14 protein-coding genes are annotated in these 16830 nt (G+C 71.8%); 10 read left to right on the forward strand and 4 right to left on the reverse strand.

Translation table 11 applies throughout. From position 1 onward, the window contains the following. Positions 1-65 precede the first annotated feature (65 nt). The 3 genes from OG410_RS36190 to OG410_RS36200 all read left to right on the forward strand — a co-directional run bounded on the left by OG410_RS36190 (position 66) and on the right by OG410_RS36200 (position 3981). Positions 66-878, forward strand: coding sequence for an SAM-dependent methyltransferase (locus OG410_RS36190; RefSeq protein WP_329303000.1), 813 nt, complete (start codon positions 66-68; stop codon positions 876-878). Further along, entirely contained in the window at positions 875-3010 is a 2136-nt protein-coding gene (locus tag OG410_RS36195; RefSeq protein WP_329303001.1) for a putative bifunctional diguanylate cyclase/phosphodiesterase, read from the forward strand. Before OG410_RS36190 ends, OG410_RS36195 begins: the two co-directional genes overlap by 4 nt. A gap of 191 nt (positions 3011-3201) precedes the next feature. After that, positions 3202-3981 carry an oxidoreductase gene (locus OG410_RS36200; RefSeq protein ID WP_329303002.1) on the forward strand — a complete coding sequence of 260 codons (780 nt, stop codon included), beginning with the start codon at positions 3202-3204 and terminating at the stop codon, positions 3979-3981. Between the two features lie 18 nt (positions 3982-3999). Here OG410_RS36200 and OG410_RS36205 read toward each other — a convergent pair whose 3' ends face one another. Continuing rightward, positions 4000-4890 (reverse strand): LysR family transcriptional regulator, encoded by an 891-nt coding sequence (locus OG410_RS36205; RefSeq protein ID WP_329303003.1) that lies wholly within the window; start codon positions 4888-4890, stop codon positions 4000-4002. 120 nt (positions 4891-5010) lie between these two features. On the opposite strand from OG410_RS36205, the gene OG410_RS36210 reads away from it, so the two are divergent. The 5 genes from OG410_RS36210 (at position 5011) to OG410_RS36230 (ending at position 10407) form a co-directional block, all read left to right on the forward strand. Then, positions 5011-5682 carry a succinate dehydrogenase gene (locus tag OG410_RS36210; protein WP_329304378.1) on the forward strand — a complete coding sequence of 224 codons (672 nt, stop codon included), beginning with the start codon at positions 5011-5013 and terminating at the stop codon, positions 5680-5682. Between the two features lies 1 nt (position 5683). After that, positions 5684-7645 carry a fumarate reductase/succinate dehydrogenase flavoprotein subunit gene (locus OG410_RS36215; protein ID WP_329303004.1) on the forward strand — a complete coding sequence of 654 codons (1962 nt, stop codon included), beginning with the start codon at positions 5684-5686 and terminating at the stop codon, positions 7643-7645. Then, complete coding sequence (locus OG410_RS36220) at positions 7642-8391, forward strand: succinate dehydrogenase/fumarate reductase iron-sulfur subunit (protein WP_329303005.1); 750 nt, start codon at positions 7642-7644, stop codon at positions 8389-8391. Before OG410_RS36215 ends, OG410_RS36220 begins: the two co-directional genes overlap by 4 nt. 265 nt (positions 8392-8656) lie before the next feature. Further along, positions 8657-9427 (forward strand): GNAT family N-acetyltransferase, encoded by a 771-nt coding sequence (locus tag OG410_RS36225; protein ID WP_329303006.1) that lies wholly within the window; start codon positions 8657-8659, stop codon positions 9425-9427. Continuing rightward, positions 9427-10407: a lysophospholipid acyltransferase family protein gene (locus OG410_RS36230; protein WP_329303007.1), complete on the forward strand. Its 981-nt coding sequence runs from the start codon at positions 9427-9429 to the stop codon at positions 10405-10407. Before OG410_RS36225 ends, OG410_RS36230 begins: the two co-directional genes overlap by 1 nt. Positions 10408-10535: 128 nt before the next feature. Here the strand turns inward: OG410_RS36230 and OG410_RS36235 are convergent, their stop codons facing one another. The 3 genes from OG410_RS36235 to OG410_RS36245 all read right to left on the reverse strand — a co-directional run bounded on the left by OG410_RS36235 (position 10536) and on the right by OG410_RS36245 (position 14437). Further along, positions 10536-11252 carry a PH domain-containing protein gene (locus OG410_RS36235; RefSeq protein WP_329303008.1) on the reverse strand — a complete coding sequence of 239 codons (717 nt, stop codon included), beginning with the start codon at positions 11250-11252 and terminating at the stop codon, positions 10536-10538. Between the two features lie 108 nt (positions 11253-11360). Then, positions 11361-13715: an excinuclease ABC subunit UvrA gene (locus tag OG410_RS36240; protein ID WP_329303009.1), complete on the reverse strand. Its 2355-nt coding sequence runs from the start codon at positions 13713-13715 to the stop codon at positions 11361-11363. A 221-nt stretch (positions 13716-13936) separates the two neighbouring features. After that, positions 13937-14437 carry a methylated-DNA--[protein]-cysteine S-methyltransferase gene (locus OG410_RS36245; RefSeq protein WP_329303010.1) on the reverse strand — a complete coding sequence of 167 codons (501 nt, stop codon included), beginning with the start codon at positions 14435-14437 and terminating at the stop codon, positions 13937-13939. Positions 14438-14643: 206 nt separating this feature from the next. Here OG410_RS36245 and OG410_RS36250 point away from each other — a divergent pair, with 206 nt between their 5' ends. Both OG410_RS36250 and OG410_RS36255 read left to right on the forward strand, forming a co-directional pair. After that, entirely contained in the window at positions 14644-15417 is a 774-nt protein-coding gene (locus OG410_RS36250; RefSeq protein ID WP_329303011.1) for a nuclear transport factor 2 family protein, read from the forward strand. Positions 15418-15501: 84 nt separating this feature from the next. Next, positions 15502-16470 (forward strand): aldo/keto reductase, encoded by a 969-nt coding sequence (locus tag OG410_RS36255; RefSeq protein ID WP_329303012.1) that lies wholly within the window; start codon positions 15502-15504, stop codon positions 16468-16470. Positions 16471-16830: the final 360 nt, after the last annotated feature.

Below are 16830 nucleotides of genomic sequence, written 5' to 3' on the forward strand. Positions count from 1 at the left end.
GCGATCAGTAGCCTCTGCTCGAACACCGGATCGTCCGTGCCGTCGCCTACGCCTTGGAGAGATAGATGGAGCGTCCCGCCTGGGCCCCTCGCAGCATTGACATCTCAGTGCCGAGCGTGTCCCGGATATACGACTACTACCTGGGCGGTTCGCACAACTTCGAGGTCGACCGGGAAGCGGCGCGCAAGGCGATGGAGTTCATGCCGGGCCTCCCCAAGGTCATGCAGGCGAACCGGGCGTTCATGCGCCGGGCGGTCCGCTACGCGGCCGGCGAGGGCATCGACCAGTTCCTCGACATCGGCTCCGGCATCCCCACGTTCGGCAACGTCCACGAGATCGCCCAGGCCGCCCGCCCCGGCGCACGGGTCGTCTACGTCGACCACGACCCGGTTGCCGTCGCACACAGCCAGGCCGTGCTGCGGGGCAACGAGGACGCGGACGTCGTCGCAGCGGACCTCCTCAAGCCCCAGGAAATCCTGGTGAGTCACCCGGTTCAGCGGCTGATCGACCTGAACCGGCCGGTCGCGTTGCTTCTCGTTGCCATACTTCACTTCGTGGAAGACGCGGACGACCCGTACCGGGCGGTGGCCGAACTGCGCGACGCCCTCGCGCCGGGAAGCATGCTCGTCGTCACGCATGCCTCGTTCGAGGGCATTCCGCTCTCACGGGAGCAGGCCGAGGGCACGGTCGACGTGTACAAGGACATCCGCAACCCGCTGATCATGCGCACGCGCGAGGAGATCGCGCGGTTCTTCGAGGGGTACGACATGGTGGAACCCGGACTGGTGCCGATGCCGGACTGGCGGCCCGACACGGCATCCGAGGACGAGGATCCCTATTCCTTCTCCGGGTTCGGCGGCGTGGGACGCACGGCGTGAGCGCCGAGCCGGACGGGCCGGAGGACAGACTGCGCCGTTTCGCGACGATCTGGAGCCGGGCGGTCTTCCCCGTCACCTCCACCTCGCTGACCCGGCCGGAGTTCGAGGAACAACTGCTGCCGCTCGCGAGACGTCTGAGCGAGGCCCTGCGGGCCAGGACCTTCGAAGCGGCCGAGGGGCGCGGCGTCGGCGCCGCACTCGTCGCCGCACACTGCACCGACCCCGAGGCTCTCAGCCGGGCCCTCGACTGCGTCGACGCCTACCTGGTGCTCTACTGCGGTGAGGACGGGCCCAAGGAAGCGCTGCGCACCCGCTCCGCACGGCTCCAGCACGCCATCGCCGCCGGGTACGCCGAGGCGCTTCGGGAGCGGACCCTCGCCGAGCAACAGGCCATCTCGCAGGCGGCGTTGACCGCGCGCAGCGCCGTCGCCGAGGCGCTGCACTACAGTGAGGCCCGCTTCCGCGCGGTGTTCGAGGGCGCGGCCATAGGCATCGGCATCGCTGACCTCGAAGGCAACATCCTCCAGGTCAACGGAGCCCTGCTGCGCATGTTCGGCGGCTCGGAACAGACCATGCGGGGGCGCCGGGTCTTCGAATGGACACACGCCGAGGACGGCCCTCAGGTGTGGCGGCTGTACGAGGAGCTGGTGCGCGGTGAACGCGAGCACTACCACGTGGAGAAGGCGTTCTACCGCCCCGACGGCACCGCCCTGTGGACCAACCTGACGGTCTCGCTCCTGCGCGACGCGGACGGCGAACCCCAGTACCAGCTCGCGCTGATGGAGGACACCACCGAGCGGCGGCTGCTCAATCTGCGGCTGCGCTACGAGGCCACCCACGACGCGCTGACCGGACTGCCCAACCGGACCCTGTTCTTCGAGCGGCTGGAGAAGGCGCTGGCCGCGGGGGAGGGACAGCGCTTCGGGCTCTGCTACCTCGACCTCGACGGCTTCAAGACCATCAACGACAGCCTCGGGCACGCGGCCGGCGACCGGCTGCTCGTCGAGGTCGCCGACCGCCTCCAGTCCTGCGCGACGGCCCCCGGCGAGATGGTCGCCAGGCTGGGCGGCGACGAGTTCGTGGCCCTCACCACCGGTCCGGACACCGAGCGCGAGGTCGACGAACTGGCCGGACGCATCATGAACGCGCTCGTCACCCCGATCAGCGTCGACGGCCGTGACCTGACCGTGCGGGGCAGCGTCGGCGTCGTCGAGGGCCCCGCCGGGGAGCGCGGCGCCGCCGAGGTGCTGCGCAGCGCCGACATCACGATGTACCGGGCCAAGTCCGCGGGCGGCAACCGCTTCGAGCTGGCCGACCCCGAGGCCGACGCCCGCGCCATCACCCGCAACGGACTCACCACCGCGCTCCCGGCCGCCCTGGACCGGGGCGAGTTCTTCATCGAGTACCAGCCGCTGGTGCACCTCGGCGACGGCAGTGTGCAGGGCGCGGAGGCGCTGGTGCGCTGGCTGCACCCGCAGCACGGTGTCCTCGGACCGGACCGCTTCATCCCCCTCGCCGAGCACACCGGACTGATCGTGCCGCTCGGCCGCTGGGTCCTGGAGCAGTCGGTGCGCCAGGCCCGCAGCTGGCAGGAACGGCACTCCGCCGCCGGCCCGCTGCGCGTCAACGTCAATCTCTCGCCGTGCCAGCTGACCCATCCCGGCCTGGTCCAGGACACGGTCGACATCCTGGAGCGTGAGGGTCTCGACGCCCGGGCGCTGTGCCTGGAGGTCACCGAGTCCGCGCTGATCGGCGCGGACGACGATCTGCTCAAGCCGTTGCGCAGGCTCGCCGAGATGGGCGTCGACATCGCGCTCGACGACTTCGGCACCGGTTACTCGAACCTGGCCAACCTCCGTCGTCTGCCGGTCAGCATCCTCAAGCTGGACCGGTCCTTCACCCAGGGGATGCAGCAGTTCCCGGCGGATCCGGTCGACCTGAAGATCGTCGAGGGCATCGTGTCCCTCGCCCACAGTCTCGACCTGGCGGTCACGGTCGAGGGCGTGGAGACCGGCGCGCAGGCCGAACAGCTGCGGATACTGGGCTGTGACACGGCCCAGGGCTGGTACTACGCCCGTCCGGGGCCGCCGGAGCGGCTGCACGAGCTGGCGCTGGTCGACGCGGTCGGCTGAGCGCCTTGGCGCGGCCTCCCGGAACGGGGACGCGCCGCGCACCGCCGCCGGAATCCGGGACGCACCGCGTCCCGGATCCGTCGGCGTCCTCCGCCTCACCGGGCCCCGGCGGCCCACGGGACGCCTCGCGCCTCCGGCAGTCCCTGTGCCTCACTGGCAGGAGGTACCTCTTACCGATGGAGCTGAGGCGGATGAGCACCGAACTTCAGGGCAGGACGGCCGTCGTCACCGGAGCCAGCAAGGGCATCGGACTCGCGGTCACGGAGGCGCTGGCCGGAGCGGGCGCGACGGTGATCGCCGGCTCCCGTGGCACCTCGGCGGGCCTGGACACCCTGGCCGGGAAGGGGAACGTGACCTGGGTGCCGGTCGACCTCGCCGAACCCGACGCCGCCGGGAGGCTCGTCGAGGCGGCGGGCGGGCGCATCGACGTCCTGGTCAACAACGTGGGTACGGCCCCCGCCCATACCGGTGGCTTCCTGTCGGTCACCGACGAGGACTGGCGGCGCACCGTCGACCTGAACCTGCTCACGGCCGTACGGGTCACCCGTGCGGCCCTGCCGTCGATGCTGGCCGCCGGACAGGGCTCGGTCGTGACGATCGCCTCGGTGAACGCCACGCTGCCCGACCCCCTGGTCATCGACTACAGCGCGGGCAAGGCCGCCCTGGTCGCGTTCTCCAAGGCCCTGTCCAAGGAGGTCGGCCCGAAGGGCATCCGCGTCAACACGGTGAGCCCCGGTCCGGTGAAGACCGACCTGTGGCTCGGCGGCGGGGGAGTGGCCGCCACCGTCTCGGCCGCCGCCGGGCTCACCCCTGACGACGTGGTCGCCCAGGCCTCCGGCCAGAGCGTCACCGGCCGCTTCTCGGAGCCGTCGGAGGTGGCCGACCTCGTTCTCTTCCTCGCCGGGGACCGCGCGCGCAACATCACCGGCAGCGACTTCGTCATCGACGGCGGCCTCATCCCGACCTGGTGAGCCCGGGGCGGCCCGCCCTCAGCGTTCCAGCAGCATCCGCTGGAGTTCCCGGGCCGCCCGGGGCGGTGCCACATCGCTGCGGTGCGCCAGCGCGATGGTCCGCTCGAGTCCGGGCGGGGCCAACGGAGTCACCCGCAGCCCCGGCCCGGACCGCGCGGCCACCATGCGCGGTACGACGGCCACGCCGAGGCCCGCCCGGACGAAGCCGAGAACCGCGTCCATCTCACCGCCCTCGACCGCGAAGTCGGGCTCGAAGCCCTCGGCGCGACAGGCGGCGACGGTCAGTTCCCGCAGGTCGTAGCCGTGCCGGAACATCACAAGACGCTCGCCCTCCAGATCGGCGACACGCACCGTGCCCCGGCCGCCGCCACCGCCGGGCGCCGGGGCCTCCGGTGACGACACCACCACCAGGTCCTCGCGCAGCAGCTCCACCGTGGTCAGCGCGGGGGACGGGGTGGGCAGCGGCAGGACGACCAGGGCGAGGTCGAGGGCGCCGCGCGCGAGTTCCCGTACGAGATCGTGCGAGCCGCCCTCCTCGATCAGCAGCCGGATGCCCGGATAGCGGTCGTGGAAGGCGCGCAGCACGTCGGGAAGCAGACCGGTGCACAGACTCGGGGTCGCGCCGAGCCGCACCCGGCCGCTGCGCAGCTGTGCCAGCTCCTGCACCTCGTGCCGGGCCGTGTCCGTGTCGGCGAGGATGCGCCGGGCGAGCGGCAGAAGTGCCTCGCCCGCGTCGGTCAGCGTGATGTTCCCGCGCGCCCGCAGGAACAGATCGGCCCCCAACTCCCGCTCCAGCGACTTGATCTGCTGCGACAGCGAGGGCTGCGCGACATGCACCAGTTCGGCGGCCCGGGTGAAGTGCCGGGTCTCCGCGACGGCCACGAAGTACTGGAGCTGGTGGAACTGCACCCTTCGACGATAGCTCAGGTCTATGGAAACCAGCCGCTTCATGTCTTGGACCGATCAGTTCACCGCGGCCTACCGTCTCTTCCCATGGCTCTGGCAACGCGGACGGACCGACGGCCGTCCATGGCGCGCACCGTGTGGGACAGCTCCGTCGGCAAGAAGACCGTGATGGCCGTCAGCGGCCTGATCATGCTGCTCTACCTGGTCGCCCACATGATCGGGAACCTGAAGATCTACTTCGGCGCGGGCGAGTTCGACCACTACGCCCACTGGCTGCGCACCGTCGGCGAACCCTTCATGCACTACGAGTGGACGCTGTGGCTGATCCGCGTGGTGCTGGTCGTCGCCGTGGTCGCGCACGCCACGTCCGCGTACCAGCTCAGCCGCCGTGACATCCGGGCCCGGCCGAGCAAGTACGTGCACAGGAAGCGCGGCGCGAGTTACGCCACCCGCACGATGCGCTGGGGCGGGATCATCCTCGGCCTGTTCATCGTCTGGCACCTCCTCGACCTGACCACCGGCACCGTGCACTCCGGCGGCTTCCAGGAGGGCCACCCCTACCAGAACGTCGTGGACACCTTCTCCACCTGGTACGGCAATGCCGTCTACATCGTCGCGATGCTCGCGCTCGGCCTGCACATCCGGCACGGCTTCTGGAGCGCCGCCCAGACCCTCGGGGCAGGCAGCCGCACCCGCGACCGCGCCCTGAAGACCATCGCGAACGTCCTCGCGCTGCTGCTCACGGCGGGCTTCATCGCCGTACCCGTGGGCGTCATGACCGGAGTGGTGAGCTGAAATGACCGCTGAATACGCCCACTTCACGACCGGGGAGCCGGTCGCCGACACCAAGGCTCCGGCCGGCCCGGTCGAAGAGCGCTGGGACAGGCGCCGGTTCGAGGCCAAGCTGGTCAACCCGGCCAACCGCCGCAAGCACACCGTGATCGTCGTCGGCACCGGCCTCGCGGGCGGCTCCGCGGGCGCCACCCTCGCCGAACAGGGCTACCACGTCGTCCAGTTCTGCTACCAGGACTCCCCGCGCCGGGCCCACTCGATCGCCGCGCAGGGCGGCATCAACGCCGCGAAGAACTACCGCAACGACGGCGACTCCGTGCACCGGCTCTTCTACGACACCGTCAAGGGCGGCGACTTCAGGGCGCGCGAGTCCAACGTCCGCCGCCTGGCGCAGATCTCGGTCGAGATCATCGACCAGTGCGTGGCCCAGGGGGTGCCGTTCGCGCGCGAGTACGGCGGCCTGCTCGACACCCGCTCCTTCGGCGGCGTCCAGGTCTCCCGCACCTTCTACGCCCGCGGCCAGACCGGCCAGCAGCTCCTGCTCGGCGCCTACCAGGCGCTGTCCCGGCAGATCGCCGCCGGGAACGTCGAGATGCATCCGCGCACCGAGATGCTGGACCTGATCGTGGTCGACGGGAAGGCCCGTGGCATCGTCGCCCGCGACCTGGTCAGCGGCCGGATCGACACCTACTTCGCGGACGCCGTCGTCCTGGCGAGCGGCGGCTACGGCAACGTCTTCTACCTCTCGACGAACGCCATGAACTCCAACGCCACCGCGATCTGGCGGGCCCACCGGCGCGGCGCGTACTTCGCCAACCCCTGCTTCACCCAGATCCACCCCACCTGCATCCCGCGCACCGGCGACCACCAGTCCAAGCTCACACTGATGAGCGAGTCGCTGCGCAACGACGGCCGTATCTGGGTTCCCGAGGCGCACGGCGACACCCGCCCGCCGAACGAGATCCCCGAGGACGAGCGCGACTACTACCTGGAGCGCGTCTACCCCTCCTTCGGCAACCTCGTGCCCCGCGACATCGCCTCCCGCGCCGCCAAGAACGTCTGCGACGAGGGCAGGGGAGTGGGCCCCGGCGGCCAGGGCGTCTACCTCGACTTCGCCGACGCCGTCCGGCGGATGGGCCGCAACGCGGTCGAGGAGAAGTACGGCAACCTCTTCGACATGTACGCCCGGATCACCGCCGAGGACCCGTACACCGTGCCCATGCGGATCTACCCCGCCGTGCACTACACGATGGGCGGACTGTGGGTCGACTACGACCTCCAGACCACCGTCCCCGGCCTGTTCGCCATCGGCGAGGCCAACTTCTCCGACCACGGCGCGAACCGGCTCGGCGCCTCCGCCCTCATGCAGGGACTCGCCGACGGCTACTTCGTCCTGCCGTCGACCATCAACGACTACCTCGCCCGCAACCCGCACCGCACCACCGACGACGAGCTGAACGACGAACACCCCGCTGTCCAGGAGGTGCTGGCCGACACCGAGGACCGGCTGCGGCTCCTGCTCGCCGTCGACGGCGACCGCACACCCGACTCCTTCCACCGCGAACTCGGCGAACTCATGTGGGAGTTCTGCGGGATGGCCCGCACGGAGAGCGGCCTGCGCAAGGCCCTGGAGCGCATCCCCCAGATCCGCGAGGAGTTCTGGCGGCGCATCAAGGTGCCCGGCACCGGCGAGGAGTTCAACCAGTCTCTGGAGAAGGCCAACCGGATCGTCGACTACCTGGAACTCGCCGAGCTGATGTGCCTCGACGCGCTGCACCGCGCCGAGTCCTGCGGCGGCCACTTCCGTGAGGAGTCCCAGACCCCCGACGGCGAGGCGGCCCGCCGGGACGAGGAGTTCTCGTACGCGGCCGCCTGGGAGTTCACCGACACCGGCGCCGCGCCCGTCCTGCACAAGGAAGACCTGGTCTTCGAGTACGTCCACCCCACCCAGCGGAGCTACGCATGAAGCTCACCCTGCGCGTCTGGCGGCAGAAGAACGCCGACGCCGACGGAGCGATGTCCACGTACGAGGTGGACGGCATCTCCTCCGACATGTCCTTCCTGGAGATGCTCGACACCCTCAACGAGGACCTCATCCTCGCGGGCGACGACCCCGTCGCCTTCGACCACGACTGCCGCGAGGGCATCTGCGGCGCGTGCAGCCTCGTCATCAACGGCGACGCCCACGGACCCGAGCGCACCACCACCTGCCAGCTCCACATGCGCTCCTTCCGCGACGGCGACACCATCGACGTCGAGCCGTGGCGGGCCGCCGCCTTCCCGGTCGTCAAGGACCTCGTCGTCGACCGCTCCGCCTTCGACCGGATCATCCAGGCCGGCGGCTACATCACCGCCCCGACCGGCGCCGCGCCCGAGGCGCACGCCACTCCCGTCCCCAAGCCCGACGCCGACTTCGCCTTCGAGCACGCGGAGTGCATCGGCTGCGGCGCCTGCGTGGCGGCCTGCCCGAACGGCGCCGCGATGCTGTTCACCTCGGCCAAGATCAACCACCTGAACGTGCTGCCGCAGGGCGCCCCCGAGCGGGAGACCCGGGTGCTCGACATGGTGGGGCAGATGGACGGGGAGGGCTTCGGCGGGTGCACCCTCACCGGGGAGTGCGCCACCGCCTGCCCGAAGGGCATCCCGCTGTTCTCCATCACCGGCATGAACAAGGAGTGGCTGCGCGCCACCCGCAAGGCGGGCAAGCGTTAGGCATAAAGTCGTTCGCCGTACGGTGCGGACGGGCGGGACCGGGTGTGGTGCTCATACCCGGTCCCGTCTTGCTTTTCAGGGCACCCCTGTCATTCAACATCCTCACATCCGCCCTCCTGGCAGTGGTCACGCGTACGCCAACCGGCGTCGGAAGAACAGGAGCGCGCAGACCGTTCGGATCCGGCCTGCCTCCCCCAAGCTCTCAATTCCGTTCGAGCAGGGGGGTACCCCCTCCGCCGAACCGGCCCGTGACCAGGAGAGTGCCATGACCGGCGTTTCCACCCTCGACAGCCCGACCCAGCCCGTCGCCCCCACCCGCTACACCGTCACCCTGGCCCGCGACGAGGCCGATGTCCGGGCCGCGCAGCGCCTGCGACACGACGTCTTCGCCGGGGAGATGGGCGCCCTCCTGAACACCCCGCAGCCCGGCCTCGACATCGATGCCTTCGACGCGTACTGCGACCACCTGCTGGTCCGCGACACGGAGACGGACCAGGTCGTCGGCACCTACCGGCTGCTGCCGCCCGAGCGCGCCGCGATCGCCGGACGGCTCTACTCGGAGAGCGAGTTCGACCTCGGACCGCTGGCCGGAATCCGCTCCGGGCTGGTCGAGGTCGGCCGCTCCTGCGTCCACCCCGACCACCGCGACGGCGCGGTCATCGGCCTGATCTGGGCCGGGATAGCCCGCTACATGATCGACGGCGGCCACGAATGGCTCGCCGGCTGCTGCTCCATACCGCTCGCCGACGGTGGCGCGCTCGCCGCGGGCACCTGGGACCGGGTGGTGGCCAAGCACCTGGCGCCCGAGGAGTTCCGGGTCCGCCCGCTGCTGCCCTGGAGCGCGGAGGGCGTCGCCCGGCCCGCGCGCACCGAACTGCCCCCGCTGCTGCGCGGCTATCTGCGCCTCGGCGCCTGGGTGTGCGGCGAGCCCGCGCACGACACGGACTTCGGCGTCGCCGACATGTACGTGCTGCTGTCAATGAGCCGGGTCAACCCGCGCTACCTCCGCCACTTCCTCTCGCTCGTCCCCGCCTGATGAGCACGGCCCGCACCGGAGCGCCGCGTCTCCCTGCCCTCCGCCGTCCCCGGTTCGGCGGAGGGCAGGGAACGGGGCTGCTCCCCGGAACCGCCCCGGCGCCGCGGCCGGCCGCCGGTACCGTCCCCGCGCCGCGGCGGCCCGCCGCCGGCCCCGTCCGGGCGGCCAGTGCCTGGCTGCCCACCGCACCCTGCTCGCCGCGCGACTGCGTGGAGTCCGGGCGGCCCTGGACAGGCGTACCGCGCGCTGTCCTGCGGCTGGCCACGCTGCTGGCCGTGGTCGTCCTCGGGGTCGCCCTGATCCCGCTGATCGCACGGCTGCGGGCGGAGCGACGGGACCGGTGCATCCGCCGCTGGTGCCTGGCCCTGGTGCGCACGGCCGGGGTCCGCACGCGGATCACCGGAACCGCCCGGCCCGTCGGCGGGATGCTGATCGTGTCCAACCACATCTCGTGGTTGGACATCCCGCTGTTGGCCGCCGTCCGCCCGGCACGGATGGTCGCCAAGACCGAGGTGCGCGACTGGCCCGTGGCGGGCGCGCTGGCGGCCGGCGGCGGCACGCTCTTCATCGACCGCGACCGGCTGCGGGCCCTGCCCGGCACGGTGGAGCGGATCGCCGCGACCCTGCGCGGCGGCTCGGCCGTCGCCGCGTTCCCCGAGGGCAGCACCTGGTGCGGCCGTGCCCACGGTCGCTACCGCAGGGCCCTGTTCCAGGCCGCGCTGGACGCCGGTGTGCCGGTCCAGCCGGTGCGGATCCGGTACCGGTTCGCCGACGGGGCGGCGAGCACCGCGCCCGCGTTCGTCGGCGAGGACTCGCTGCTCGCCTCGCTGTGGCGTGTGGTGTCGGCGCGCGGCCTGGTGGCCGAGGTGAGCCTGCGGCCCCCGTTCCCGGCGGGCAGCCACCCCGACCGCCGGTCCCTCGCCGAGGCGGCACAGGCCTCCGCGGGCGATCCCGGCTCAGGCCCCGGGGCGCATCTCTGAGAGCCGGTTCGTGTTCCGGGGCGGGCCCCTGAGATCCAGGGGTTCCGCCACCGGAGCCGCCCGAGCACACGGGCGGGGCGGAACGAGACCGCCGGAGGGCATCGGTGCCGCGCCGGGGAGCGCGTGGCTCAGCCGTCCCGCATCCGACGGCGGTACGTGGTGATCGCGGTCAGCGCGAAGACCAGCGGCAGGCCGAGACCCAGCACCACGAGCGGCTGCAGTACCGACTCCAGCCAACCGGGCATGTCCACGAAGAGCGGCAGCAGCATCAGCACCGTCAGCGGGACGAAGGCCAGCATCGTGATGGCGAAGCCGTTCAGCATCGCGCCGCGGCGGGCGTCGTGCCGTTCGACGCGGGCGGTGGCCTCGGGGACGGGCGCCCAGTCCTCGCCGCGGAGTTCCTCCCAGGCCTCCAGCAGTACCGCGACCTCGCGCTCCACGTTCACGTGCACGTCGTCGAGGAAGGGCAGCAGCACCTTCTTGCCGTCCCGGCCGAAGGCATGGACCAGCACATCGGGCGCGTTCTCCTGCAACGCCGCGCCAGGATTCGGCTCGGCCCTGATGCCCTGGATGTCCTCCCAGGCCAGCCGGCGCCGCCTGACCATGGCGCGTACGTGGATCGCCTTGAGGTCCGCCGTGGTGGAACAGCGCAGGGTGGCGTAGAAGAGCCAGCCCATGAGCGCCACCCACGCGACGAGGAAGGGGTACGTGAACGAGGTGGGCAGATCGTCCGCGCTCAGCAGCGTCAGCGCCACGCTCACCGTGCCCACAGCGATCACCCAGAGGAACAGATGCATCCGGGACCGCTTCAACCGGTACTCGCGAGGCAGCCTTTCGTACCCCATGCCCACCGCTCCGCCCCCCTGTCCCGGTCTTTCCCCGATACCATGGTGCAGCCCCAACTCCCTTGTTTCGAGGGCTATTTGGGGCATCGCGACACGGTCCGAGCCGGCCTAGCGGCGCCCGCCGAGTGCCCGGGCGAGGTAGGGCGCCGTCCGGCCGGTCGCCGTGGCCACCCGCTCGGGGGGACCGGCGGCCACGATCCGGCCTCCCTCGTCACCCCCGCCCGGGCCCAGGTCGATCACCCAGTCGGCGCCCGCCACCACCGTCATGTCGTGCTCCACCACCACGACGGTGTGGCCGGCGTCCACGAGCCCGTGCAACTGGCCCGTCAGCACCTCGACATCGGCAGGGTGCAGTCCCGTCGTCGGCTCGTCGAGGAGATAGAAGGTGTGCCCCCGGCGGATCCGCTGCAACTCGCTCGCCAGCTTGATGCGCTGGGCCTCGCCGCCCGACAACTCCGTGGCGGGCTGGCCGAGCCGCACATAGCCGAGGCCCACGTCGAGCAGGGTGCCGAGGCTGCGGGTGACGGCCGGGGCGTCCGTGTCGGCGAAGAACCGCGCCGCCGCCTCGACCGTGAGATCCAGGACCTGCGCGATGTTCCGTCCCCGGTACGTCACTTCGAGGGTCTCGGGGTTGTAGCGCGCGCCGCCGCAGTCCGGGCACGGGGCGTAGGTGCTGGGCAGGAACAGCAGCTCCACACTGACGAAGCCCTCGCCCTGACAGGTCTCGCAGCGCCCTCCGGCCACGTTGAAGGAGAAGCGCCCCGCGCCGTAGCCGCGGGCCGTGGCCTCCTTCGTCCCGGCGAACACCTTGCGCACGACGTCGAACAGCCCGGTGTAGGTGGCGAGATTGGAGCGGGGCGTACGGCCGATGGGTTTCTGGTCGACACCGACCAGCCGTCCGACGCCCGCCAGGTCCTCGGTCAACTCGCCGATCAGCGTGGACTTCCCGGAGCCGGAGACCCCGGTGACCGCGGTGAACACACCGAGCGGGAACTCGGCGGTGACCCCGCGCAGATTGTGCCGGGTCACCGGACCGACCGACACCCGTCCCCGGGGCGTGCGCACCGGGCGCGCCGGTGCGGGGGAGCGGTCGAAGAGGAACCGTGCCGTCGCGGACTCCGGCACACCCTCCAGCGCGGCGACCGGCCCGCTGTGCAGGACCTGCCCGCCGTGCTCCCCCGCCAGCGGTCCCACGTCGACCAGCCAGTCCGCGCCGCGCACGACATCGAAGTGGTGCTCCACGACGAACACCGAGTTGCCCGCCGCCTTCAGCCGCTCCAGCACCGTGAGCAGGGCCTCCGTGTCCGCCGGGTGCAGTCCGGCGGACGGCTCGTCGAGGACGTACACCACGCCGAACAGCCCGGAGCGCAACTGCGTCGCCAGGCGCAGCCGTTGCAGTTCGCCCGCCGAGAGGGTGGGAGTGGCCCGGTCGAGGCTGAGGTAGCCGAGTCCGAGCTCCATGACCGGCGCGATACGGGCGGCGAGGTCCTCGGTGAGGACGCGGGCGGTCTCGGAGTCGGCCGTGAGGGACTTCGCGAGATCGACCAGCGGCAGCGCGGCCAGCTCGGCGATGGTGCGCCCCGCGAACGTCACCGCCAGTGCCTCGGGCCGCAGCCTGGCGCCGCCGCACACCCGGCAGGGAGCGGCGGCGAGGAATCGCTCCGCCTTGGCCCGCAGGGTGGCGCTCTTCGTGTCGGAGAAGGTCTTCATGACATAGCGCCGGGCGCTCATGTACGTGCCCTGGTAGGGGCGCTGGATCCGTTCGGCCTCGCGTACCGGATGCACGGTGACCACCGGCTGCTCGTCCGTGAACAGGATCCACTCCCGCTCCCCGGCGGGCAGTTCGCGCCAGGGCCGGTCCACGTCGTGGCCGAGCGTGTCGAGGATGTCCCGCAGGTTCTTGCCCTGCCAGGCCCCCGGCCAGGCGGCGATCGCGCCCTCGCGGATCGACAGCTCCGGATCGGGGACCAGCAACTCCTCCGTCGTACGGTGGACCTGGCCGAGGCCGTGGCACTCGGGGCACGCCCCCGCGGCCGTGTTCGGCGAGAACGCGTCCGAGTCGAGCCGCTCGGCGCCCGCCGGATACCGGCCCGCGCGCGAGAACAGCATCCGCAGCGAGTTGGACAGATTGGTGACCGTGCCCACGGAGGACCGGGAGGTCGGCGCCGACCTGCGCTGCTGGAGGGACACCGCCGGCGGCAGCCCGGTGATCTCACCGACCCTCGGCGCCCCCACCTGATGGATCAGCCGCCGCGCGTAGGGGGCGACCGACTCGAAGTACCGCCGCTGCGCCTCCGCGTAGATCGTGCCGAAGGCCAGCGACGACTTCCCGGACCCCGACACCCCGGTGAACACCACGAGGAGGTCCCGCGGGATGTCGACGTCGACACCCCGCAGATTGTGCTCCCGGGCGCCGCGGACGCGGACGTACGAGTCGTGGGGGCGGCCGTCGGGGCTGGGCATCGGCGGGACTCCTGGGGCGGCCCGGGTCGCGGTCCGGTGGGCCGCGGCCCGGCCGTCGGGGGCAGGGGGCAGGGCAAACCCCACGATTCTAGGCCGTGCCCGGTCCCGCTACCCGGGCGCGACGGGCGGGACCCGGAAGGCCGTCCGGGTCGATGCCCGGACGACCGGCAGGTACGCGCCCACGCCGGTCAGGACGGCGTGCGGGGACGTGCCCGCGCCGGTCAGGACGGCACGTCCTCCAGGTCCAGGAGCTGTCGCTTGCGCTCCAGGCCCCCGGCGTAGCCGGTGAGCGCCCCGCTCGCGCCGATCACGCGGTGGCAGGGGCGGACGATCAGCAGCGGGTTCGCCCCGATCGCCGTACCGACGGCACGGACCGCGGCCCTGGACGCGCCGATCCGCGCGGCGACCTCCCCGTAGCTGACCGTGGTGCCGTACGGGATGGTCTCCAGGGCCTTCCAGACGCGCCGCTGGAAGTCGCTGCCGCTCGTCACGTACTCGATGTCGAAGGCGGTCAGCCGGCCGTCGAAGTACGAGCTCAGCTGGGCGACGATCTCCCGGAAGGCGTCCGCGTCCTCCCGCCAGCCGGTCTGGACGACCGCGCCGTACTTCTGGTCCGGCACGGACAGCGCGGCGAGCGCGGTGCCGCCCTTGGCGGTGGTCGACTCCTCACCCACCAGCAGCAGTCGGCCGAGCGGGCTGTCCATGGTCGTGTAGACCGTCATCGGTCGGTCCTTTCCGAGTTCTCACAGCGTGTTCACCCTCGACAGTGCGCCCTGCGCGGCCTCGCGTCCGGCGGGATTCGGACAGAGCGCTGAGCGGGTGCCCCGGCGACGCCGTACGGGCGGGTTCTCCCGCCCGCTGGGGTCGCGCCGGGGCCCGTACGGGCACACGATCGAAGTCGACCACTCCGTACGGCCCAGGAGTCCCCATGGTCTGGATCCCGCAGATCCCCGACCTCGTCGACCGGCTCGGCGCCGCCGAGCTCGCCGACGCCCTGCGCGACCCGGCGACGGCCACCGTACCCGTCGCCCTCGACGACCCGGAGGCCGGCCGGATCAGCGGTGTCGCCGTCCTGGCGGCCTGGCTGGCCGTACAGGACACCTGGAGGGCGGAACGGAAGGCGGAGATCGAGGAGGTCGCCACCACGCTCGGCGAGCGGCGGGCCGTGGGGGAGTGGGTCGTCCATCTGGAGAGTGACGAGGGCGAGCGCGTCGGACTGCCCGTGGCCGCCGTGGTGGACCTCGCCTCCGCGCTGCCGGTGCGGATCCACCACTCCCGGCTGCCGCTGCTCGGCCGGCACGTCGTGCGCCGACCGATGACGCCGCCCGACCCGTCGGCGCACGCCTCCGACGTGGTGGGCGCCTACCTGGCCGCCCTCGGCGCGGGGGACACCGCGGCCGTCGTCGCCGCGTTCGGGCCGGACGGGTCCTTCCGGGGGCCGGCCGCCGACGCGCGCCGGTACACGGGGACCAAGGAGCTGACCGAACTCCACGACGCCTTCTTCTCCGCGGGCGGCGGCATCCCGCTCACCCTGTGCACCGTGACCGAGGACGGCACCCGCACCGCGTTCGAGTACGTCGTCGACCGCTGGGGCGGCGCCGCTCTGCCCCCGCAGCCGGGCCTCGCGGTCTGCGCCCGGGGCGGCGATGGCCTGATCGCGTCGGCGCGGGTGTACGACGACGTAGAAGCGCCTGTGGAGTAGGGCTGTCGGGTGCCCCCGGCGGGCAGGGATGGGTCCTCGGATCTCCCCGCCCCACCCCCACCGGCAGCGAGAGCAGGAGTGAGCATGCGGTACGTGAAGCTCGGTTCGACGGGTCTGGACGTGTCCCGGATCTGCCTTGGCTGCATGAGCTTCGGCCTGCCCGACCGGGGCGTCCACGAGTGGACCCTCGACGAGGAGGCCTCGCGCCCCTTGATCCGCCAGGCCCTGGAGGCCGGGATCACCTTCTTCGACACGGCGAACGTGTACTCGGACGGCACCAGCGAGGAGATCGTCGGACGGGCGCTCGGCGAGTTCGCGCGCCGCGACGAGATCGTCATCGCCAGCAAGGTCAACGGCGCGATGCACGAGGGCCCCAACGGCCGTGGACTGTCCCGCAAGGCGATCATGACGGAGGTCGACAACAGTCTGCGCCGCCTCGGCACCGACTACATCGACCTCTACCAGATCCACCGATTCGACCGCCGCACCCCCGTCGAGGAGACGATGGAGGCGCTGCACGACGTGGTCAAGGCGGGCAAGGCCCGTTACCTCGGGGCGAGTTCGATGTACGCGTGGGAGTTCTCCAAGGCCCAGTACACGGCCACGCTGCACGGCTGGACTCGTTTCGTCTCCATGCAGAACCACTACAACCTCCTCTACCGCGAGGAGGAGCGCGAGATGCTGCCGCTCTGCGCCGACCAGGGTGTCGGCGTCCTGCCGTGGAGCCCGCTGGCCCGCGGCCGGCTCACCCGTGACTGGGACACGTCCACCGAACGCAGCCGGGGCGACCGGTTCGGCCGGAACCTGTACCAGGACGGCGACCGCGGGATCGTCGACGCGGTCACGCGCGTCGCCGCCGGGCGGGGGGTGCCGCGCGCCACGGTCGCGCTCGCCTGGCTGTTGACGCGCCCCACCGTGACCGCGCCCATCGTGGGCGCCGGCAGGGCGGCGCACATCGAGGACGCGGTCGCCGCGCTCGACCTGGAGCTCTCGGACAAGGAGACCGAGGAGCTGGAACAGCCGTACACGCCCCGGGCGATCAGCGGTCACTGACGCGTACGAGCGGCCGCGGCGCCGACGGCCCCGAGCGGGCGACGCCCCGGCCACCGCGACCGGGCCGCCCGTCGCCGTGGTCCGGCGTGCTCACGACGGCCGGCTCCGGGCGGACCAGGAATTCCGTGCGGAAAGGTGCTCGGATGAGCGCATGAGAGCGCTCCCATTGTGGAGACTTCGGGACGGAAGGTCGGGTCGCCGGGTTTCCGAATTTCTTTTGGCGCGGGCTCGCTGACATTTGGTCAATATTCGCGGCCGTGCCGCATTAGGGGAAAATCCGGGATCGCTTGTTCCCGCTCGCCGCCCTGTGCAAAGGTGGGCGTTGTCGGCGTGCAGACAATATTGGGTTCGTTCTGCACG

This window comes from Streptomyces sp. NBC_00659 (genome assembly GCF_036226925.1).
In the GTDB taxonomy this organism is placed as follows: Bacteria; Actinomycetota; Actinomycetes; order Streptomycetales; family Streptomycetaceae; genus Streptomyces.